17 protein-coding genes and 2 pseudogenes are annotated in these 21,526 nt (G+C 55.8%); 13 read left to right on the top strand and 6 right to left on the bottom strand.

The features are described from left to right. Positions 1 to 50: 50 nt before the first annotated feature. From ACFOFO_RS15315 to ACFOFO_RS15305, 3 genes and pseudogenes are all read left to right on the top strand, one after another. Positions 51 to 2,504 (top strand): EAL domain-containing protein, encoded by a 2,454-nt coding sequence (locus tag ACFOFO_RS15315; protein WP_390331928.1) that lies wholly within the window; start codon positions 51 to 53, stop codon positions 2,502 to 2,504. 190 nt (positions 2,505 to 2,694) lie between these two features. Beyond that, positions 2,695 to 5,247 carry a chemotaxis protein CheW gene (locus ACFOFO_RS15310; protein WP_390324129.1) on the top strand — a complete coding sequence of 851 codons (2,553 nt, stop codon included), beginning with the start codon at positions 2,695 to 2,697 and terminating at the stop codon, positions 5,245 to 5,247. Between the two features lie 74 nt (positions 5,248 to 5,321). Then, a pseudogene (locus ACFOFO_RS15305) lies at positions 5,322 to 5,402 on the top strand (1,4-dihydroxy-2-naphthoyl-CoA synthase); the annotation flags it as partial. Positions 5,403 to 5,559: 157 nt separating this feature from the next. Here ACFOFO_RS15305 and ACFOFO_RS15300 read toward each other — a convergent pair. Next, a complete protein-coding gene (locus tag ACFOFO_RS15300) occupies positions 5,560 to 6,453 on the bottom strand; it encodes a LysR family transcriptional regulator (protein WP_390331927.1) in 894 nt (297 codons plus the stop codon). A gap of 134 nt (positions 6,454 to 6,587) precedes the next feature. Between ACFOFO_RS15300 and gtdA the strand changes: the two genes are divergently transcribed. The 6 genes and pseudogenes from gtdA to ACFOFO_RS15270 all read left to right on the top strand — a co-directional run. Then, positions 6,588 to 7,637, top strand: coding sequence for a gentisate 1,2-dioxygenase (gene gtdA, locus ACFOFO_RS15295; RefSeq protein WP_390324135.1), 1,050 nt, complete (start codon positions 6,588 to 6,590; stop codon positions 7,635 to 7,637). A 52-nt stretch (positions 7,638 to 7,689) separates the two neighbouring features. Further along, positions 7,690 to 8,400, top strand: coding sequence for a fumarylacetoacetate hydrolase family protein (locus tag ACFOFO_RS15290; protein ID WP_390331926.1), 711 nt, complete (start codon positions 7,690 to 7,692; stop codon positions 8,398 to 8,400). Between the two features lie 94 nt (positions 8,401 to 8,494). Further along, positions 8,495 to 9,844, top strand: coding sequence for an MFS transporter (locus ACFOFO_RS15285; protein ID WP_390331925.1), 1,350 nt, complete (start codon positions 8,495 to 8,497; stop codon positions 9,842 to 9,844). A gap of 9 nt (positions 9,845 to 9,853) precedes the next feature. Then, positions 9,854 to 10,498 (top strand): maleylacetoacetate isomerase, encoded by a 645-nt coding sequence (gene maiA / locus ACFOFO_RS15280; RefSeq protein ID WP_390324141.1) that lies wholly within the window; start codon positions 9,854 to 9,856, stop codon positions 10,496 to 10,498. A 49-nt stretch (positions 10,499 to 10,547) separates the two neighbouring features. Then, on the top strand, positions 10,548 to 11,750 hold the full coding sequence (locus tag ACFOFO_RS15275) for a 3-hydroxybenzoate 6-monooxygenase (RefSeq protein WP_390324143.1): 1,203 nt from the start codon (positions 10,548 to 10,550) through the stop codon (positions 11,748 to 11,750). Positions 11,751 to 11,898: 148 nt separating this feature from the next. After that, positions 11,899 to 12,018 (top strand): annotated as a pseudogene (locus tag ACFOFO_RS15270) (IS5/IS1182 family transposase); the annotation flags it as partial. 135 nt (positions 12,019 to 12,153) lie between these two features. Here ACFOFO_RS15270 and ACFOFO_RS15265 read toward each other — a convergent pair. The 4 genes from ACFOFO_RS15265 to ACFOFO_RS15250 form a co-directional block, all read right to left on the bottom strand. Beyond that, complete coding sequence (locus tag ACFOFO_RS15265; RefSeq protein ID WP_390324146.1) at positions 12,154 to 12,567, bottom strand: hypothetical protein; 414 nt, start codon at positions 12,565 to 12,567, stop codon at positions 12,154 to 12,156. A 429-nt stretch (positions 12,568 to 12,996) separates the two neighbouring features. Next, a complete protein-coding gene (locus tag ACFOFO_RS15260; RefSeq protein ID WP_390324149.1) occupies positions 12,997 to 13,227 on the bottom strand; it encodes a hypothetical protein in 231 nt (76 codons plus the stop codon). 169 nt (positions 13,228 to 13,396) lie between these two features. After that, the gene (locus ACFOFO_RS15255; protein WP_390324151.1) at positions 13,397 to 14,158 is read right to left on the bottom strand and encodes a PP2C family protein-serine/threonine phosphatase; all 762 of its coding nucleotides are present in this window, start codon (positions 14,156 to 14,158) and stop codon (positions 13,397 to 13,399) included. 56 nt (positions 14,159 to 14,214) lie between these two features. Continuing rightward, positions 14,215 to 14,430, bottom strand: coding sequence for a hypothetical protein (locus ACFOFO_RS15250; protein ID WP_390324154.1), 216 nt, complete (start codon positions 14,428 to 14,430; stop codon positions 14,215 to 14,217). 386 nt (positions 14,431 to 14,816) lie between these two features. Between ACFOFO_RS15250 and ACFOFO_RS15245 the strand changes: the two genes are divergently transcribed. Further along, positions 14,817 to 16,844 carry a serine/threonine-protein kinase gene (locus ACFOFO_RS15245; RefSeq protein ID WP_390324156.1) on the top strand — a complete coding sequence of 676 codons (2,028 nt, stop codon included), beginning with the start codon at positions 14,817 to 14,819 and terminating at the stop codon, positions 16,842 to 16,844. 43 nt (positions 16,845 to 16,887) lie between these two features. Here the strand turns inward: ACFOFO_RS15245 and ACFOFO_RS15240 are convergent, their stop codons facing one another. Further along, on the bottom strand, positions 16,888 to 17,535 hold the full coding sequence (locus ACFOFO_RS15240) for a formylglycine-generating enzyme family protein (protein WP_390331957.1): 648 nt from the start codon (positions 17,533 to 17,535) through the stop codon (positions 16,888 to 16,890). Between the two features lie 918 nt (positions 17,536 to 18,453). Here ACFOFO_RS15240 and ACFOFO_RS15235 point away from each other — a divergent pair. The 3 genes from ACFOFO_RS15235 to ACFOFO_RS15225 all read left to right on the top strand — a co-directional run bounded on the left by ACFOFO_RS15235 (position 18,454) and on the right by ACFOFO_RS15225 (position 21,506). After that, a complete protein-coding gene (locus ACFOFO_RS15235; RefSeq protein ID WP_390324161.1) occupies positions 18,454 to 18,879 on the top strand; it encodes a DUF4399 domain-containing protein in 426 nt (141 codons plus the stop codon). Between the two features lie 72 nt (positions 18,880 to 18,951). Then, complete coding sequence (locus tag ACFOFO_RS15230) at positions 18,952 to 19,377, top strand: DUF4399 domain-containing protein (RefSeq protein ID WP_390328039.1); 426 nt, start codon at positions 18,952 to 18,954, stop codon at positions 19,375 to 19,377. A gap of 191 nt (positions 19,378 to 19,568) precedes the next feature. Continuing rightward, positions 19,569 to 21,506: an HD domain-containing phosphohydrolase gene (locus ACFOFO_RS15225; RefSeq protein ID WP_390331923.1), complete on the top strand. Its 1,938-nt coding sequence runs from the start codon at positions 19,569 to 19,571 to the stop codon at positions 21,504 to 21,506. Positions 21,507 to 21,526 lie beyond the last annotated feature (20 nt).

The following is a 21,526-nucleotide window of genomic DNA, read 5'->3' as shown; positions in this document are numbered from 1 at the left end:
TCAAACGAAGGTTCAATTCCACAACATGGCCATAAAATGGTGCAAATAATTTGTTCGCCGCACTATTTCAGCGCTTTTCTCATCCGACACGGACGCATTGCACCAATGCCCTCCGCTTCATTCAAGCAAAGTCGCGATGGCCCGAAACTTGCGGTGCAAATGTATTAATTATTCAGGATATTGTGACATTAGCTGCCATGCATGAATCCGCTTCCCTGTCTCGTCCAACATCCACATTCTCTGATGATTCGAACGTAACGCCGAAGCTGCGATCTGCACTGGCCCAGGCGATTATTTCCGATCCCGTGGAGAAAGCAGCATCCTTCGGCCGTTGGTGGCATGACGCCGAGACCGCTCAGTTGGTATTGTCGGCTGGCGCTGCGGGCATGCTCGGCGTTGAAGTGGGCTGGCATCCTACGCTGGAAAGTTGTTTCGCACATGTGGTTCCAGATGATGTGTTGATGCTCATGTCAGCACTGGCTACGGCCGGTGTAGCGGCCAAGCAGATCGAATGCGAGTTTCGCATCGTCAATGAAGTCGATGGCTTGCGCTGGTTGCGCCTGATGTCAGTGCCGCACGCCTTGGCGTACCATGAGGTCCCGAGCGGGGTACTGCTGGATATCACGTCCGCAAAGCATGCGGCGATACGTGAGCGGCTGAGCTTCGAATCAACACAATTCTTGGTTGGCACGAATACTTTGGGTGAAGCGGTGACCAAGGTGATTCAACTGGTATGTGAAAACCTGGGATGGGAATGGGGCGCTTATTGGGCACTGGAGTCGGCCCAGATGGGCGCACAGCAGCTCGCCTGCAAACATTTCTGGCATGGCCCGCGAGGTTCGCTCGATGCATTTACCCAGGAAAGTTGCACAATTCGGATGGCACCCGGCGCCGGATTAGTTGGTCAAGTATGGCAGACCGGTGAAGCCCGCTGGATCGAGAACATGGCCAACGACCAGGTTTTTTTACGTTACAACAGCGCTCAGACGTGCAGCTTGCGCTCTGGCTATGTGTTCCCGGTCGTCTACGTGACGGATGACGGACACCCTCACAGCCCCGGCGTGCTGGAATTTTATAGCAGACTGTCACGTCAACGCGAAGCGCAGTTGCCTAATCTATCCGTGACGATAGGCGCACTCATTGCACAGACGGCGCAACGAATCGAGCAACAGGAGACCATCCGTCAATTGGCACAGATAGACGGTTTGACAGAACTGGCCAACCGCAGCCACTTTTATCGGATGCTTGACAGCAGATGCCTGAACGCCACCGCTTCAGGCGCATCATTCGGTCTGATGTTCATCGATCTGGATCGCTTTAAACCAGTCAATGATGCCTTCGGTCATGAGGCCGGCAATGTGGTGTTGCGTGAATTTGCACAAAGGGTGCAGACGCTTGTGCCAGCAGGAAGTCATGTCGGCCGCCTCGGAGGTGATGAATTTGCAATCCTGTTGCTACCAGATGGCGCGATGCCGCAACTCAATGAACAACTTGATGCGTTGGCAGAGTGCGTGCTGCAGGCGGCTCGTATGCCGTTCACGTTCGATGGTCACGAGATGACGGTATCAGCCAGCATCGGCATCAGCATCTTTCCTGAAAATGGCATGACCAGCCCCGAACTGTTGCGTAGCGCCGATGCGGCAATGTACCGTATCAAGAAAAATGGGCGCAATGCGCTCAGTTTTTTTTCGAACAGCACATCCGATACGCTTGCAGTACAACAATCCGATTTGGCGCAGCGCCTGACGATGGAGGTGGAGTTGCATCAGGCACTGGCTGGCAATGAACTATTTCTCGAATATCAGCCAATATTCGATAGTAGCGGTCAGCACATGCACGCCGTCGAAGCGCTAATTCGCTGGCGTCGCTCGAATGGCGACATCGTGCGTCCCGATGTTTTCATCCCGATTGCAGAGCAGAGCCGCCTGGTTGTCCATATCGGACGCTGGGTCGTAAGGCAAGCATGCCACGACCTGGCTCAGTTGCATCAGTCGGGCTTCATGGCGCTACAAATGCATGTCAACATGGCAGCGCCAGAATTTACCAGTAGCAAGCTGCCAGACGAACTGGGCTCAATCATCAAGGCATCCGGCATAGACGCACGCCATCTCTGCCTGGAACTGACCGAGCGCATGCTGATGCAGCAGCCAGACAAGGTGATTCCTGTGATGCGCACCCTGCGGCAACTCGGTTTTGAGATCAGCCTGGATGATTTCGGCATGGGCTATTCGTCGCTATCACGCCTGAAAAATTTGCCGATCTCCTCAATGAAGATCGATCGCTCCTTCGTTAGCGGTTTGCCACATCAGAGAGACGATACCGCGATCGCGCGCACCATCATCGAGCTTGGTCGCAATATGAATTTGCACGTCATCGCCGAAGGGGTGGAAACCGACGACCAATTGGCATACTTGCGCCAGTATGGTTGCACCTTGATACAGGGCTTTGTTTTTAGTCGACCCAAGCCACTCGATGAGCTGATTGCTTTGTACGGCCCAAAGTAGAGTCCATCCGAAAATCAATTGCGCGCGTCAATTGGCATCTATTGCTGAATGCGACATTTTCCAGGCAGCGTCCCGCTTGACGGAGTGGGAGAAGAAGAAAAATCCCCGAAATAAATGCAGCGCTTGCAGACAAATCCGGATTGCGTTTTGGACGCATACCTCAACCGATTCTTTCACAGGACCCCGCATCATGAATCATACTGCCCCGCTTCAGATCGATAACTTTCTGCCGTACATGCGCGATGTGATCCGTTGCGAGCAATCACTGCACGAACTGAACCTGATGTGGCGCATGATTGAAGCCTCGGCCAAGATGAATTGTCCGCTTGAGGCCAAAGCCATACTGCCGACCATGGCCGCCACGCGTGCTGGTTTCAACCGATTGGAGCAGGAACTGGTGGCCAGTCTGGTCCGTGAAAAAGTTGCGACAGTGCTGAATGAGATCGGCACCAAGGCCCAGTACGTAATCGACATCGTGGTGCGAAATCTGTACGAACGTACTGCCGACGTTGGCTTTCTTGCGACCGATAACGAGTTGTGCGCGTTCGTCGCCGGGCTGCATCAAAACCAGGATATGATCCGCGCCCGATTGCGGGCATACCGTAGCAAGTACACCGTGTACGACGAGATAATTTTGCTCGATCTCGCCGGCAACGTGCTGGTGCAGATTGACGAAACCACATCCCTGGAAGGCAGTGCCGATCCGCTGATTGCACTGACGCTGGCGTCAGACAAATATGTCGAAACTTTTCGTGTTAGCGACCTGCGTCCGGGCAAGAAAAAGGCACTGATCTACTCGCGTCGCATGCTGCATCCGGACACCGGCGCCGTAGTCGGCGTACTGTGCCTGTGCTTTAACTTCGAGCAAGAAATGGCAGGCATCTTTCACTCGCATCGCGATCCTACCGGTCGCTCGAACATGCTGTTGCTTGATGGTGATAATCGTGTCATCGAAAGCGCAGATGCACTCTGGATTCCGTTGGGCGCTATTGTACCGATCAATCTGAATGCGGCGCCTGAATTGATGGTATTTGGCGGTCGCGAATATCTGGTTCGGACCTTTGCCGCCGAGGGCTATCAAGGCTATATGGGGCCGCCTGGCTGGCAGGGGCAAGTCATGATTCCTGTTGAAGTCGCATTTGCCGGTGGCCGCAGTAATTCGATGGAGGCACTCGACCCGGCGATTTCTGAAGGACTGTTGTCACACGCCCAATCTTTTTGCCCACCATTGTATGAAATCATGGTTGCGGCAGAATCGATACGGCGCGTAGTGTGGAACGGCCAGGTAATGACCGCGGGTCAGCATGGCGAGTTGCTGAACCTGAAAACAATACTGGACCAGATCAGCGAAACCGGTTCCCGCAGCAACGAGTTGTTTGCAAAGTCCATCGGCGACCTGTACGAGACCGTGCTGGCATCGAGTCTGCGTGATTCTGAGTTCGTGTCACATCTGCTGGTCGATCTGCTGGATCGCAATTTGTACGAGCGTTCGGATGATTGTCGCTGGTGGGCGCTGACGCCAGAATTGCGGAGTGCATTGGCCTGCCCGGAGCGCGACCGGGGAATGATCGAACGCATCATCGGCATTCTGGAATACATCAATCGTCTGTATACGGTGTATACCCGAATCTTTGTCTACGACCACACCGGCTGTATCGTCGCTTGTACTAATCCGGAGCAGGAGGGCAGCTCGGTGATTGGCACCAGCATTGATGCTGCAACGCTGGCGCAGGTACGCGCACTGCGCACCGAACAGGATTATCACGTGTCGTCATTTACGCCAACACCGCTGTATGGCGATGCACCAACCTATGTTTATCACGCCGCGATTCGAGATCCTGTTGATGACCTGCGCGTGGTGGGCGGCATCGGCATTGTATTTGATTCAGCACCTGAATTTTCAGCAATGCTTCACGGCGGACTGGGGGGCAAGGAAAACATCACTGCCTTCTTTGTTAATCGTCAAGGAGTCGTGATTTCCAGCACCGACCCGACCCGACCGGTCGGCGCCAGACTGGAAGTAGATTCAGCCTTGCTGGCACTTCCGAACGGGTGCAGTGCATCGCGTATTGTGATTCACGATGGTCATTACGCGATCCTGGGGTGTACGGTGTCCTGCGGTTACCGCGAATTCAAGGTGTCCGGTGGTTACCGCGACGATGTGCTGGCAGTCGTGTTCAATTCGTTCGGCGCAGTGCGCGAACGCAACGGGATGAATGCCAAGGCCGACACGGCCCTGATGACTGATTTGATGGAGACAAACGGACGGGAGTTTGCCACTTTCTTTATCGATGGCTCCTTGTTCGCGCTACCGGCAGAGTATGCGGTGGAGGCAATGCCTGCGTCCGAAGTTTCACGGGTGTCGATGGATGGCCGCGCCGAGCGGATCGGCCTACTAGCACCAAAGCATGATAACGAAAATAAAAAATTCGTATGGGTGTTCGATCTCGGTCATCTCATTCGCGGCACACCATCAACGATCGATAGCAGTAGTCAGGTAATTATCGTGCGGTACGGCGATCAGACGCTCGGCCTGCTGGTCGGCGAACTGCATGGCGTGCCGCAGTTCAATGAGGCGCAGATTATTCCCACCCCATTTGCTGGGCACGCCGATGGCATGCTGGTGACGCACGTTATCAAGGCCAATGGCGGTCGATTGCTGATTCAGGCTGTTGATGTCGCTTATCTATTTGACATGCTGATGGATCGGGAAAAGCCACTAGAGATAAGAATTTCTGCCTGATACCATTGAGATAGAGATTAAATTTAAAAAAGAGCTCATACCGGGGTACTAACCAACATCCAGGGCAGGCGGCTGAAATCAACGAACTGAGCCCCACCGCAATCGCTATCGCAAAGCGTTCGTTCAACGCCGACACCGAGAATATCCGCGGTATCAGCTTCATCTTGCCATCCGGCGTTGCTGTCCACAGGATTTGGGGATCGCATCGGCAAGCGATCTAAAGTGTCGTTCGCCCTCATCAATTTGACCCTCTAAAGAAGGCAATTTTCTGGGGTATTGGTAGGTTGTTTTCGCATCACCGCGCTGCATGACTTACTCCGCAAATAATTGCGCCAGCGTTTGCCGTAACCAACGATTGGCCGGATCTGCATGGTAGCGTTCGTGCCAATGCTGCTTCACCGAAAAATTCGGCAGCGATACTGGTGGCGTCAACAGCTGCAGACTTTCCTTATCCCGCATGGCGAGCCCGAATTTTTCCGGCACTGTCGCAATAAAAGTTGTCTGGGCGACGATGCGCGCCACAGCGAGAAAACTCGGTAGCTGCAAAATGCTTTTACGTTTGATACCTTCCTGCGCGAGGATCTTGTCGACGATGAAATGGCCAGTGCCAGAAGTTTTTACGGCGAGGTGGCGCTCATTGATAAACGCTTCCCTGGTCAGGGCGGAATGGATGCGCGGGTGGTCTAGTGCAGCGAGGCAAACGAAGTTCTGGTCGAACAGTTTTTGCTGATAAAAACCGGCTTCCAGATGCGGCATGAAACCTACCGCAAGGTCGACTTCCCCATCCTCCAAATCGCGCGGCGTGTCCGGCGAGATTTTCGAGATGTCAAAACAAATCCCGGGCGCCTCAACGCTCAGATAGTTCAATAGCCTCGGCAGTAGCACGACTTCACTGATGTCGGTCATGCAGATCTTAAACTCGCGCGTTTCCTTCTTCGCGTCGAAGATGACGCGGTGCGACAGCGCATGTTCCAGCGCCGCGATCGTCGCCCGGACATCGAGAATGACGTCCTGTGCATGCGGTGTCGGTTCCATCCCTTTGGTGGTGCGGCTAAACAACCGGTCGCCAAAATGTTTTCTCAGCTTGCCCAGCGCAATACTGACCGTCGACTGCGGCATCCCCAGATTGTCGGCTGCCCGCGTTACATTGCGGGTTTTGTATATCTCATCAAATACATACAGCAGTTCAATGTCGAAGCGTGACATGGTTCCCTCCATTATTGCATTTTCATATGGAGGTTATTGTATTCCATCCATTTACTGGATACGGCGTCGCGCGCATCATCCTCTGCATCGGATTTGCCAAGGCATAAGCCGACCGGCGATAAACAGGAGATAACATGGAATCCAATACCATTAAAGAGCGCCAGCGCTTATACGGCGACCTTCGCAAGCTGGATCTGTCACCGCTGTGGGAGGTGCTGCACGCTCTGGTGCCGAAGCAGCCGGCCACACCCTGCGTTCCCGCGTTCTGGCGTTACGACGACATCCGTCCATTCCTGATGGAAGCGGGTAAGCTGATCACGGCGGAAGAAGCCGTTCGACGCGTGCTGGTGCTGGAAAATCCGGCCCTGGCCGGTCAATCGGCGATCACCCAATCCTTATACGCGGGCCTGCAATTGATCCTGCCAGGCGAGGTGGCGCCATCGCATCGGCACACCCAGTCCGCGCTGCGCTTTGTGCTTGAAGGGAAGGGCGCTTACACCACGGTCGATGGCGAACGCACCACCATGCATCCGGGTGATTTCATCATCACCCCTTCCGGCACTTGGCACGACCATGGCAACCAAGGCATTGATGGCGTCGCCGAGCCGGTGGTGTGGCTTGACGGGCTCGACATTCCGATGGTGCGCTTCTTCGACGCCGGATTCGCCGAGAACGACAGCAACGCTTCCCAGGTCGTCACGCGCGCCGAGGGCAGCAGCTATGCCCGCTTCGGCGCCAACATGGCGCCCGTGCGCCACTACAGCAAGGGGCTGACATCGCCCATCTTCAGTTATCCGTATAGCCGCACCCGCGAGGCCTTGCACACCTTGCAGCGCGACGCCCCAATCGATGCCTGGCATGGCATCAAACTGAAATACATCCATCCAGGCAGCGGCGGCTGGCCGATGCCGACCATTGCCACCTACATGCAACTGTTGCCGAAGGGTTTTTCGGGCAAGCCTCATCGCGGCACCGACGGCACCGTGTATTGCGTGATGGAAGGGCGGGGCAGCGTCCGCATCGGCGAACAGAGCTTTGCGTTCGGGCCGCGCGACCTGTTTGTCGTGCCTTCCTGGATGCCGGTCTCGTTTGCCGTGCCGGAGGACGCCGTGCTGTTCAGTTTTTCCGACCGCCCGGTGCACGACGCCCTAGGCATCTTGCGTGAAGAGTTTCTTGACGCTTAAATCGCGGCGCCAGTTTTCACCCCATAAATCGAACTCATACGGACTATCTATCATGACGCTCTCATTTGTTTTCCCGCCACCGGCTCCGGTCGGCTTGCCAGTGGCCGATTCGCAGGACCTGTTCCCGGTGCGCCGCGTGTATTGCGTCGGCCGCAATTATGCAGCGCACGCCCGCGAAATGGGCTTCGACCCTGAGCGTGAACCACCGTTCTTTTTTTGCAAGCCAAACGACGACGCTTCCATCATCCCGGTCGCCGCAGGCCAGATGACCGAGATTGCTTATCCGCCGCGTACGGAAAACTATCATTACGAGATTGAACTGGTGGTCGCGATCGGCAAGGGCGGCCACGACATCGCGGTCGAGCAGGCCGCCGAGCACATCTTCGGTTATGCCGTCGGCCTCGACATGACCCGCCGCGACCTGCAAATGCGTATGCGGGAACAAGGCCGCCCTTGGGAGATCGGCAAGGCGTTCGACTATTCGGCGCCGGTAGGCGTGATTCGCCGCGCCGCGCCAGGCGACGTGCTGAACAAGGGGGGCATTTCGCTCGACGTTGACGGCAGTGTGAAGCAGGCCAGCGATTTGACGCACCTAATCTGGTCGGTCAGCGAAACCATTGCCAACTTGTCGACCCTGTTCGAGTTGCAGCCAGGCGACCTGATCTTTACCGGCACGCCGGAAGGCGTGGGCGCCGTGACGCGCGGCCAGATCCTGGTGGGAAAAATCGATGGACTGAGCGACCTGTCCGTTCGCATCGTTTAAGACTGCAAAAGAGCCGCCGTTAAACGGCGGCTCCATTAAGTGACACAGATCACGTTGGCTTACATCTCATACATATAACTTTTAGGAGACCGGGATGACCAGTCCTGCCGCAGTAGATGTTCAGGAATTTATCAATTCCAACGCGTTCTCGACATTCCAGAGAAGCATATTGATCCTTTGCTTTCTGGTGGTCACCATCGACGGCTTCGACACGGCGTCGATCGGCTTTATTGCGCCGGCCATCAAGGCCGAGTGGCACCTGAGCGCCGCCTCGCTGGCGCCGTTGTTCGGTGCTGGACTGTTTGGATTGATGTCGGGTGCGCTCATCTTTGGTCCCCTCGCGGACCGCTTCGGCCGCAAACCGATCCTGATCTTTTCCGTGGCGTTCTTCGGTCTGGCCAGTTTTCTGTCCGTGTTTTCCACTGGCTTGCCGATGTTGCTGGTGCTGCGGTTCCTTACGGGGCTGGGCTTGGGCGGTGCCATGCCCAGCGCGGTGACGCTGACGTCGGAATATTGTCCTCAAGGGCGTCGTTCGAGTTTGGTTACGCTGATGTTTTGCGGCTTCACCGTCGGCTCCGCGCTGGGCGGGCTGGTTGCTGCGCAAATGCTGTCGTCCATCGGTTGGCGCGGCGTGCTGTGTCTGGGTGGCGTTCTGCCCTTGCTTCTGGTACCGCTGCTGGTTTTTAAATTGCCCGAGTCACTGCGCTTTCTGGTGGAAAAAGGCAAAAGCGGCGTGAAAGTGGCGCGCATCGTGCGGCATATTGCGCCGGCAGCCGCCAGCGTACCGGATTTGATGATCCACGATAAAAAAATCACCGGTTCGCCCGTCGCCTCCCTGTTCCGCCAGGGCATGCTGCAAGGCACCTTGCTGTTATGGACCACCTTCTTCATGAGTTTGCTGATCATCTATCTGATTTCGAGCTGGTTGCCTACCTTGCTCAGCAATAGCGGGATTTCGCTGTCGAAGGCGTCCTTCCTTGCGGCCATGTTTCAGGTTGGCGGTACTGCCGGCGCGATTTTGATAGGGCGATGGATGGATCGTTTTAATCCACACCTGGTGTTGGCCATCGCCTACCTGATCGCCGCCGGATTCATCGCCCTGATCGGCATTTCAGGCGGCGCATTGTGGCTGGTGGTAGTGGCCGTTTTCGGCGCCGGTTTTTGTGTCAGCGGTTCCCAAGTTGGGGCAAATGCACTGGCCGCCGCGTTTTATCCAACCGGCAATCGCACCACCGGTGTCAGCTGGGCTTCAGCCATCGGGCGCAGCGGGTCGATTGTCGGCTCGATGATCGGCGGCCTCTTGTTGTCGCTCCAGTTGGACAACCAATCGATCTTTTTGATTGCGGCCGCTCCGGCGCTGATTGGCTCCGTCGCCATTTTTATGATGGGTCGCCAGGGGTGCCGCCACGTCGTAACGCCGGCGCCTTTCGAACGCGCGGTTTAAGGAAAAACCATGAAACTCCACACATTTTTTCGCAGTTCCGCGTCGTACCGCGTACGCATCGCCTTGAACCTGAAGCAGTTGCCGTACGAGGCCGTCGCTGTTCACCTCAGCAAGAATGGCGGGGAGCAGCATAGCAGCGAATTTCAGGCGCTCAATCCGCAAGAGTTGCTGCCCGTCTTGCAGGACGAAGGAGAGGTATTGACCCAGTCGCTGGCGATCCTGGAATACCTGGAGGAGCGCTATCCCAACCCGGCACTGCTGCCGGACAGTACGGCAGGCCGGGCTCGGGTCAGGGCGTTGTCCCTGATGATCGCCTGTGAAATCCACCCGCTCAACAACCGCAGAGTGCTGCAATACCTGAGCGAGCAGTTGCATGTGGATGCCGAACAAAAGAACCGGTGGTATCGGCACTGGGTCGGACTTGGGTTGGCCGCGCTGGAAAAACGCCTGGCGCAAGACGCTTGCACCGGGCGCTTCTGCCATGGCGATACTCCCGGCATGGCCGATTGTTGCCTGGTGCCACAAATTTACAATGCGCAACGCTTCGAATGCGATCTTTCCGCATTCCCGACAGTAATGCGCATCTTCGACGAATGCATGGGTCTTGAGGCCTTTGCAGCAGCTGGCCCGGCCCGCCAGTTCGACGCAGCGTAAGCGCCATGGCTGGCGCCAATCGGTAAAATTTTTTTAGCAAGGAATGTATATGACTACCCAATCGAAAGAAAATCTGTCCGTCGTGATCGTGGGCGGCGGCATTGGCGGCATGGCAGCCGCGCTGGCGCTGGCCCGGTTGGGGATCCGCATCAAGGTACTGGAACAAAGCGACGTGATCGGAGAAATCGGGGCCGGCATCCAGCTGGCGCCGAATGCATTTGCCGCGCTCGACGCACTGGGCGTCGGAGAAACGGCCCGCAAGCGCGCCGTATTCACCGAAAAGCTAGTAATGATGGACGCGGTCGACGGCAGCGAAGTGGGCACCTTCCCGGTTGATGAGCGCTTCCGCGCGCGCTTTGGCAACCCGTATGCGGTGATTCATCGCGCGGATATCCACACCTCGATCCTCGAAGCCGTGCAGCAGTCGCCGTTGATTGAATTCTTTACATCCTCGCGCGTCCTCGACATAGTGCAGGACGGGAGCCAGGTCACGGTGACGGATAACCAGGGCCGCCAACATACCGCCGACGCGGTGATCGGTTGCGACGGCGTCAAATCAGTGGTGCGCGAGAAGCTCATCGGCGACCAGGCGCGTGTCTCCGGACATGTCGTCTATCGCGCGGTGGTGCCGCTGGCGGACATGCCGGAAGACTTGCGCATCAACGCTCCCGTGGTGTGGGCCGGGCCGAATTGCCACCTGGTGCATTACCCGATGCGGGGCGGTACGCAATACAACCTGGTCGTCACCTTCCACAGCCGGGACCAGGAAACCTGGGGCGTGCGTGACGGTAGCAAGGCCGAAGTGTTGTCCTACTTTACCGGCATCGGCGACCGTCCACGCCAGTTGCTGGAGGCGCCGACCTCGTGGAAGCGCTGGAGCACCGCCGACCGCGCCCCCATTGACTCATGGAGCCGCGGGCGAGTCACGCTGTTGGGCGACGCAGCTCACCCGATGTTGCAATACCTCGCTCAAGGCGCCTGCATGGCGATCGAGGATGCAGTCACGCTGGGCGAAGCGATCAAGCAATCCGGGTTCGATCTTGTTGCCGCATTCAAGTTGTACGAAGAAGTCCGTATTCCGCGCACCGCGCGGGTCGTCCTGTCGGCGCGCGAAATGGGCCGGATCTATCATGCGAAGGGTGTCGAACGGCTGGTGCGCAACTCATTGTGGAAGGGGCGCAGCGCGGACGGATTCTACGACGCCCTGACTTGGCTGTACGGCTGGAGAGCTGAGACCTGCCTGACGCAATAATGACTCGCGCAGCGGAATCATGTTGCGGGGATTGAATTGGTACGGTGACAGGATGCGAAGCATGATATCCGCCATCAGGTACAAGTGGGAGTGGCTCAACCCGAAGGTGTGGGTTCCTTTCAACCATCGCATCTGGCGGAAGGGGCTGGGATTCGCCAAGGTCCGCTATCGCGGCTTGACCAAGAATGCGACGCGCGCATCCACTGCGCGGGCCATGGCCAATATTTATTTGTCGCGCAGGCATTTGCTGGCACAGGGGCGCCCATAGTGCGCGAAGAGCGGGTCGAAAGACCCGGAAACCGCCCGAGAGGGTAAGTAAAAACTGGTTGAACGCCGCGATTTCGGAAATCAAGCCGCCAACTTTGCTTCTTGATTCAGAAATCGGTGGTTGTTCAGCGCAGCTTTAAATCTCGTTTGCTATGAAATCAGCTATTTCTGGGTACGTACGCATTTGTGACTCGTCACAGTTAAACGCATGTGAAAATGCGTAAAAATGCCGTTCGTTTAGCCAGTAGTATTCGTGGCCCCGTAGAGCTTCAACGAATTCCGCAGCATCTTCTATCGTGGCAAATGCCTTTGCGACGAACGTGTCGCTGTCTTTGAAAATGCCAGCTTCCATTGCAAGTGTGATGGAATCGAGTGCGTAGTTGACCTGGGTGCCCGAGCCTTCAAGCTCGTCGCTTATCTCAGCAAAACGGAGTGGCGTGTAAGCTTTTTTCACTTCGTCATATCCGCCAAACGGACGATATTTGTCATATTCAGCGTTGTTGAGGGTGATGGACGTACTTTTGACTGTATAGGGCTTGATTGGCGACATGACGGCTTCTTTCGTTCGAGCTGAATGAATGTAGATGTTACGTCTTTTTTGGTTTCATAAGCAGGCTGTGCTCTCTCTCCGAGAATCACAGCGATGCAATCCGGCATGTGAAAGCGCCGCACTGCAAAGGCAAGGTAAGTCTATCGGATGTGGCGGCTCGACAGCGGCAGCTCTCATCATTGTAAAGAAGCGGAAAAGCGAAAATAGCTGGGTGACTTTTGGGTGGGTCGTTAGTAATTGACTGTACATAACAGGACACAAATAGGTAGTAAGCGCACCAAAAATATCGTTAAAAATCAATCACTTAAATTCATGCATTTGGTTACGAACCAAGGGGTCGTGGGTTCGATTCCTGCCAGCCGCACCAGTATAATCAAGGGGTTACAAGTTTAGGCTTGTAGCCCCTTTCTGGTTTTTGGACTCCGTGCCTTAGATATGCCTTAAATCCAGCTCGACCGGCCGAGCGACTACTGTCCGATCGCTGATCGTTGCTGCTTCGCTGTGACGGTTCCCCTTTGCACCGAGGACGTTCGGCTGCACCATGCGGTAGTCCCAGACTACATTGGCCTCTGGCACCTTAGGCAAGTGTCGCACACGGGCAATGATGCGCTCGCCCAGATACGTCTGTCCGAGGCGGTCAATACTCTCATGTATCAGCAAGGCACTTCCGGCCCATCGCTCGATCATCGAAGCCTGAGGCGCCGCAATCCTGGACGGCAACAATGGCTGGCAGACTTGTCGCCATGCGAAATTCCCGAGTGGCGGTCTGAGAAAACCTCCCATGGTTCGTGTATGAAGGACGCTCTGCGCGGCAAGCTGCGTGAGGGGATTAAAGTGCAGGATTCAACACGGTCTTGTCGCTACCGTACAAGTCGTCGACCCGAACCACGACAGCCGAAATGTTGTCGTGTCCGCCTCTTTTGAGTGCCATGTCAATCAACGCATCCGACGCTTGCCGACAGCTGCCGGGTACGAGTGCACTGCGCATTTCCTGTTCGCTCACTTCATTGCTCAGTCCATCGCTGCACAGCAAGAACATATCGCCGTCGTTGACTTCCATCGTTTCGTTATCGAGATTCAGTGTGCCGGCGGCGCCGACCGCGCGCGTGATCATGTTGCGAGAGGGGAGATTGATGAGGTCTTCAGAGGTGAGATTACCCAAGGATCTTAGTTCTTCAACCCGGCTGTGATCGCGAGTGAGTTGCGTCAGGTTTCCATTTCTACAGAGATAAATTCGACTATCCCCGGCCCATAGGTATCCACAATAGCGTTCCCAGGCGAGCAGGACGACAACCGTGGTGCCGATGATCTGCACCTTGTGGATTGCCGCCTCCGCGCGAAGTTGACGATTCACAGTTTGCAACCTGTCCCGCGTATCGGCGACGAATTTCACAAGGCTATCGGGCTGCGGAACCTTGATCAAGGCCTCGACCACCATACGGCTCGCAACGTCACCAAATGCGTGTCCGCCCATACCGTCGGCAACCGCCCACAGTCCGCGCTCAGGTTGATCGAGGTAGGCATCCTCGTTTATCGCACGGACCAGACCCACATGCGAGAGCGAGGCCGACGTCCATTTAAATTGGGTCATGAAAAGCCTCGGGATCTGGACTGGCAAGCGGTCGGATCTTAGATGCCAGCTGATTTCTATTTGAGCGTGTTTCCTGCCGATTGCCCACTGGTATTCACCACCGGCTTGGAAGTGAAGCCGGTCGGATAGTTGACGATTCGGGCACTGCGAAATATCGTGCTTCCAATAAAGGGCTGGCGACCGCGAGTACGCGCGCCGCCCGTTATCGCAACCATTGCTTGGCGATCGAGGTCAACGCTTTCAGGCAGATCTTTAATGACGATGATGGTCATGGCTACTCCTCAAAATCTAATTAAAATGGCCTAATCCGAGTATCGGGCAAAGGTCGATGAATCCGTTTGCTTCAGCATCTCTAATATAAGCCATTTCAATGTTACCCGGCGCATGCTACATCGATTGCTATCAAAATCGCTGTGGCCAACCGCCAGAAGGCGCGCAAGGCGGAATTTTACAAATCAACAATAAATGCGCGCGTGAAGTTAGAATGATCTTATCCGGGTGTTTCAATTCAACTGACTGCTTGTTGCGTAGATCAACCAGACGAAGTGGGCGAACAGCAAGAGAGGGTGTAGCTCGCGCGCAGATGTCGCTGCGTGAACTTTGGCATTTGACTAAGAGGAGGACCAGACGATGACTCGGGAACTCAATGTAGACACGTATGGCTAATTTTGCTCAAGCGATTCGCGCCTTTCAAAGCAGTGCTCTGTCGCAAGATGATTTTTTTGCACAGGTTGACCGCGTATTGACGACGGAGCAATCCAGTTCCGCGCACCTGTTAGAGATTCTTGGCGAAGAACATACCAAGATTCCGCTGCCGCACGACGTGTATGCGGAGGTGCAACGACGGATCGAGCGTTTTTCGAAGTCGACCGAGAGCTTGAGCGCCGATGAAACCCATGTGCGGACCAAGCTCGACGATCGGGCGGCGCTGCCGTCCGCGACTGTGGCACCCAACCACCAATCTGTCGCAGCGCCGGACCGAATCAAGGGTGTCGGCGATACGCTGAATGGGCGGTTTGTACTTGAGGAATGCATCGGTTTCGGCGGTATGGGTACGGTATACAGAGCACTGGACCTGCGCAAGCTGGAGGCGTCCGACCGTAAGCCGTACATCGCGATCAAGGTCCTGAATGTCCCGTTTAGTAGTCATCCGAAGTCGCTGATCGCACTGCAACGCGAAGCGAGGAAGGCGCAGACGCTGGCGCATCCGAACATCGTGACCGTGTACGACTTCGATCGCGACGGATCAATGGTGTACCTGACCATGGAATATTTGTCGGGGAAACCATTGAGCCAAACGCTGCGGATGCCGGGCTTTACCGGAATGCCCTATGCTGAGGCGCTGCGCATCGTCAACGGTATGGGCAAGGCCTTGGCGTATGCGCACGATCGTGGGTTTGTCCACTGCGACTTCAAACCTGCCAACGTCATCGTGACGGATAAGGGTGAACTGAAAGTCATCGATTTTGGTATCGCGCGCGTCTTTCATAAACCGGAGGAGGACGTGGAGGCCACCGTGTTTGATGCAGGCAGTCTCGGCGGGCTGACACCGGCATATGCAAGTCCAGAGATGCTTGAGCACTGCGAACCGGATCCTCGCGATGACATCTATGCGCTGGCTTGCATCACGTATGAGCTGTTGACCGGACGCCATCCGTTCGATCGCTTGTCCGCCACACAGGCGCGCAGCGCGGGTATTCGACCGCAACGGCCAAAAAATATTGGCCACAGACAATGGCGCGCGTTGAAGGCCGCGCTATCATTTGATCGCGAAACGCGAACACCCACCGTGACACGTTTCCTGCAGGAAATGAGCGTGGAACGCCAGGCGGCGAGATACATTGCGCCGGTGACGTCGAGTTTGGTGCTGGGGCTGCTCGTTGCTGCCGCCCTCTACTACTATTGGGATGCCCGGACCGGTATCGGCCAGCGATCGGACCTCATACCACCACCGGCGCCGATAAAAAATGTTCCACAAGCCACGCCGCAAACGGCGCCGCCCGCAGTGCTGCTCTCCATCGCATCCATTAAACCGATTCTTGCGCGCGTCCCATGTTCGGCCCTGGCGCCTGCGGTGCATGATCATGCGCTGCGGGTACAAGGATATATTCCGAAGAGCTTTGGTATCGCACGTCTCAAGGACATGTTAGGCGCAGCCCCCGGCGTGCAAACCTTGAACCTTGATGTGCAGCAGGTGAGCGATTACGAATGCGATGTGATCAATACGTTTGCACCCTATTGGGCAATGAATCAGCAAGCAGGACGAGTCGCCTCGATTCATGTGAGAGGACCCAGTGCCGAACTGACGGAGGGCGACCCTTTAATCGTCGATATCACTACTCCTGGATACGACTCCTACGTCTATGTCGACTACTACGTCCTGGATGGTAATGTGGCCCATCTGGTACCAAATTTGCGAACCAGGGGCAATCAGGCACCACCCAACTATACGGCCACCGTCGGAAGCCTCGGTAACTGGGTAATTGCGAAGCCGTTCGGAACAGAACTGATTGTGCTCGTCACCACACCCGTAGCGCTGTTTGATGGTGTTGGCCCGGAGTACGAATCCAGATCGGACTACTTGCGGGCGATAGAAAAAAAGCTGGGGCCGCTGGCCACCAAATACGGGCGCGAACGAATCATGGTTGACTTCGTTCAAATTACGACCAAGACTCGTAATAAGTAGTGCAGGCTGGCACCGTTTGTTTCGCCTCACTGATCTCAAATAATTATTTGAGATCCCTTGCCACCCGAAAGCCATTCTGCGAGTGACGTACGCTGGCGTCATATTTGAATCGCGTTGAGGATGTCATGTAGCTTGCCCCCTCGCGCCATGATCCACCCCGTATCACGCGGACGCGACAATTTGGTTCATCCCAGGCGCGGCCGTCGGAAGGTGCACCCTTATAGGAATTGTGCCAGCAGTCGCTCACCCATTCCCAGACGCTTCCATTCATGTCGTACAGTCCGTATGGATTGGCGCCAAAGGACCCGACATTGGCTGGCCCATCCTGACGCCATGGCTGGCCGCAGTCCTTGCAGTTTGCATTACCAGTGCGCATTTGCTCGCCCCACCAATATCGCGTCGAAGTGCCTCCTCTCGCCGCGTACTCCCACTCGGCCTCGGTCGGCAATCGATAGGATTTGCCACTGACCTTGCTCAGCCAGTTCACATACTGTTGCGCGTTGTCCCAGCTGACATCGCGCGCAGGGCTACTTTTCGAGGAGGTATCGGTCGCAATGCGCGGGCAGGCGTCGGCATCTGCACAAGCATTCCACTGCTCAACGGTCACTTCATATTTTCCGATTGCAAAAGGCGCGCTGATCGATACGTGGTGTGCCGGTTTCTCCGATGGATCGTCCGAATTGCTTCCCATTATGAATGATGCTCGGCCGGGCAATTTGATCAGCACCGGGCAGGTAGGACAATCCTTGAGCTCACTGACGGCGGCAGCCACGGTCGGCGATTTTTCCGGTGACGGCGGAGTGGCCGGTGCTGGAGGAGCCTGTTCCGGCGACGCTTTGGTGGCCGATGCTGGACGGGCGCGCTCCGGTGGCGCTTTCGTGGCTGAACGAGCCCGTTCCGGTGGCACTTTAGGGGGAGGCGCCGGAGAAACACGTTCCGGTGCTGCCTCGACCTTGGGTGCAGCTGCGCGCAGTCGTTCAATGCGAGCCCGCGCCAAGGCCGCAAAACGGCCTTTCGGGTACGCTTGCAGATACGCCTCGTAATCGCTGGCGTGGGTACTATCCTTGATCGATTCCCAGAAGGTAAGTTCGTACTGCTCGGCACTGTCTTTCGGAAGAACTCCCGCTAGCAGAAGCGCAGGGGAACGGCGATCCGAGTCAACTGGAGCCAGCGATGCCTTGTCGGCATTGTCCGCAGCGAGAATGACGTGCGCTATCGGCCCGTCAACTTCATGCACTGTGATAGCGGCCTTCGTCCGCGTCCAGGAAATAACCCCGAATACGCAAACAATCAACATGCAAACATTCAATGGTTTTCGCCACACAGTCAGGCCTTCGACTTATAGATTCGCATTCCGTCTGCGCAAAGAGACGTTTGGCCCGAAACGCACGGGTTTCGTTTAATTTATCTTTGAACTCTTGCGCATCATTCTGTTTATATCAAAATATGAACGAATTTTTCTGATAAATTTTGATTACGCTGAAACGATGCGAAGCACAAGGCGTTGATCAATAGCAACAGCCGATCGTTCTCTCACTGCTACGATTGCGTAGCCGTTCAAGCTTGCGTGCAGGTTCGAGGCAAACAATTTTCCGGGAGGATGCATAGCATGCGAAGAGCAATCATTTGCGCCGCTGTGGCTATCGCGGTTCTGGCGCACACACCCGCGTTCGCCGCTCGGACGTCGTCGCCGGAGAATGCGGAAGCTTATATAATTTGGCCTGCTGATGGTACGGTTATTCATGGTGGCAAGTTTTGGGTGCGTATGGGTCTGCGCAATATGGGCGTATGTCCGAAAGGCGTCAACATGCCCAATGTGGGCCACCATCACCTATTGATCGATACGGATCTGCCACCATGGGGCGAACAGATTCCATCCGACAGGAATCATTTCCATTTTGGTGCAGGCGAGACCGAGGCTCGCATTGAGCTTCCGCCAGGAAAGCACACCTTGCAGCTGCTGTTGGGAGACCATGATCACATACCCCACGATCCCCCTGTGAATTCAAAAAAGATCTCGATAATCGTGCGATGAAGAATGGGGTCGCTTGCCTGGACCGCAATCTTGTTTGGCTTTCAAATTCAGGAAAAGCAGGGAGCACCATCCATGTACAAAATACTTGTTGCCGCTGCAGTCGCGGTCTTCTTTTTGTTCGATGTTGCAGGCGCCGCCAGCCCGCCGGCTCCCGCGAATGCCTTCGTCTATATCGGCTGGCCGACAGACGGTCAAGTCGTTTCGGCGGGGAAGCCGTTTCGCGTGTGGTTTGGGTTGCGCAATATGGGCGTCGCGCCAAAAGATGTGAAGTTCCCGAACACAGGCCATCACCATCTGCTGATCGATACGGACTTGCCGCCATTGGACCAGGAGATCCCGTCGGATAGGAATCACCTGCATTTCGGCGCGGGTGAAACGGAGACCATGTTGGAACTGGCTCCGGGAAAACATACCTTGCAACTGCTGATGGGCGACGATAAACACATTCCCCACAATCCCCCGGTCTATTCGAAAAAGCTCACGATAACCGTCAAATAAGGATTCGCATGCACTGGATACGCATCAACCTTACATGCAATTCAGAAGGATCTCGCTCCGTCGGAACTGGCGTTTTTGGCCGATGTTAAATTACACATTCACGCAAAACGGAAAACGGCGAGTTCTGCGTTAGTTGAAAATAGGTATGGCTTGGCATTCCACATCCGGCATTCAGGGCGAAAGACGGTGAGATGGCAAACACAGCAACTTTCTCCGAGTCATTGGGGGCCGTGACGGCATACCTCGAAGTGACCGGAGCCGGTACGATTAAGGCGACCGTGTTCCCGCTCCATGACGAGGTTGTCATAGGGCGAGACCCACAAGACTCGCTGGCGTTGGACAGGTTTCTCTGTATTCCCGAGCACACCGTGAGTCGACGGCACGCGCGCATCCGACGCCGCGGCGACACTTATTTCGTGGAAGATCTTCACTCATTCAATGGAACCTTCATCCTGGGCAACAGACTCACACCCGGCGCATGGCGCCCACTGCGGGATGGCGACGAGCTTAGTGTGTCCTCTGTTCAGATCGTGTTCCACTCATTGCTTGTGCCGGCTCGCGAGAGCATGCCCATCATTATTACCCAAGCAATCGATGCGACCGAGTTTGCGAAAACCTTGAAATCCACCCCTGACGCGGATCAAAGCGATATGCAGCGGACGGTTCGGAAACTCCACGCCATGGCGCAAGTCGGTATTGCTCTTGGTGCGGTGACTGATCGCGCCACCATGATCGAGAAGATCATGAACTTTATCTTCGAACTGTTTCCTCTTGCCGAGCGCGCCTTCATTCTCTTGAACAAAATTGAGGGAGAACCACCGGTGCCCGTTGCCGCGCGTCGGCGCGACGGTACGATCGAGGATCCGGAACAGGTCAGAATGTCGCGCACGATCATTAGCGAGGTATTCAACAAAAAACAGTCAATTCTTTCGGTCGACACCTTGTCGGATCGCCATTTCGGCTCCCAGCAATCCATCGTCTCCCAAGCCATTCGAAGTGTGATGTGCGTCCCGCTACTGTTGGAGGGTGAGTGTTTGGGTTTGATTCAGGTGGACACGTCTTCGGACCCCCACGCGTTCAAGGAACAGGACCTTGAAATGCTCACGGGCGTCTGTGCGGAGACCGCGGTTGCGCTCAAAAACTTTCAGCTCTATTCTGATATCGAGCGTCTACTCGATGGATTCGTTCGTGCTTCGGTCCAGGCAATCGAGGAGCGCGATCCGGTTACCGCAGGTCATTCGTTCCGCGTTGCGGGCTACGCGGAGTACCTGGCAAAGGCGGTGGATCAGGACGCCAGCCCCGATCTGCGACACATTGTGTTTACGAAACAGCAGTTGCGCGAAATACGCTATGCCGCGCTGCTGCACGATTTCGGAAAAGTCGGCGTCAGGGAACACGTCCTGCGCAAAGAGAAAAAGCTCCACCATTCCGACATGTGTCTGCTGGAGCAGCGGTTCAAGTACGCACGGGCTTGCCTGGAACGGCAAGCGTATCGACATTTGGCGGAACGGCACACACAGTGCGGGTTGAGCATGGCGGCGTTTCGGGAAGAAAAAAGGAAGATCGATGAGAATCTGGGCGGAGAATTCGAGCGCCTGGATGAATTTCTCAGAACCATTCGACGCGCGAACGAGCCTGCAATTTCACATACCGAGGCCCTGCCTGAACTCAGAGATGTCCTCGACTATACGTATCACGAATCGGACGGCCCCGCGGCACGGTTGCTGGACGAACATGAATTCTCGGCTTTGAGCGTTTCTGTCGGTTGCCTGACCGAGGAAGAGCGTCGACAGGTTCAGTCACACGTGGCCGATTCCTATTCCTTTCTGATTTTGATTCCCTGGACGCGGGACTTGGCCGGTATTCCCGCTATTGCCCACGGCCATCACGAGAAACTCGATGGATCGGGTTATCCGATGGGATTGCGCGGCGCCCAGATTAATATTCAAACCCGGATTCTAACCATTTGTGACATCTACGATGCGCTCACCGCTGCAGATCGCCCGTACAAGAGAGCGATGCCTGTAGAACAGGCACTTGACCTGATGACTGCGGAATGCCGGGCTGGGCGGCTCGATTCCAGATTGTTCAACGTGTTTGTCGAATCCAAGGTCTGGGCGATGGCATGAGAGGGTGCCGGATCAACTTA

This window comes from Pseudundibacterium arcticum, assembly GCF_042646465.1.
Lineage (GTDB): Bacteria > Pseudomonadota > Gammaproteobacteria > Burkholderiales > Burkholderiaceae_D > Undibacterium_A > Undibacterium_A arcticum.
This window is presented reverse-complemented; position numbering and strand designations above follow the sequence as displayed.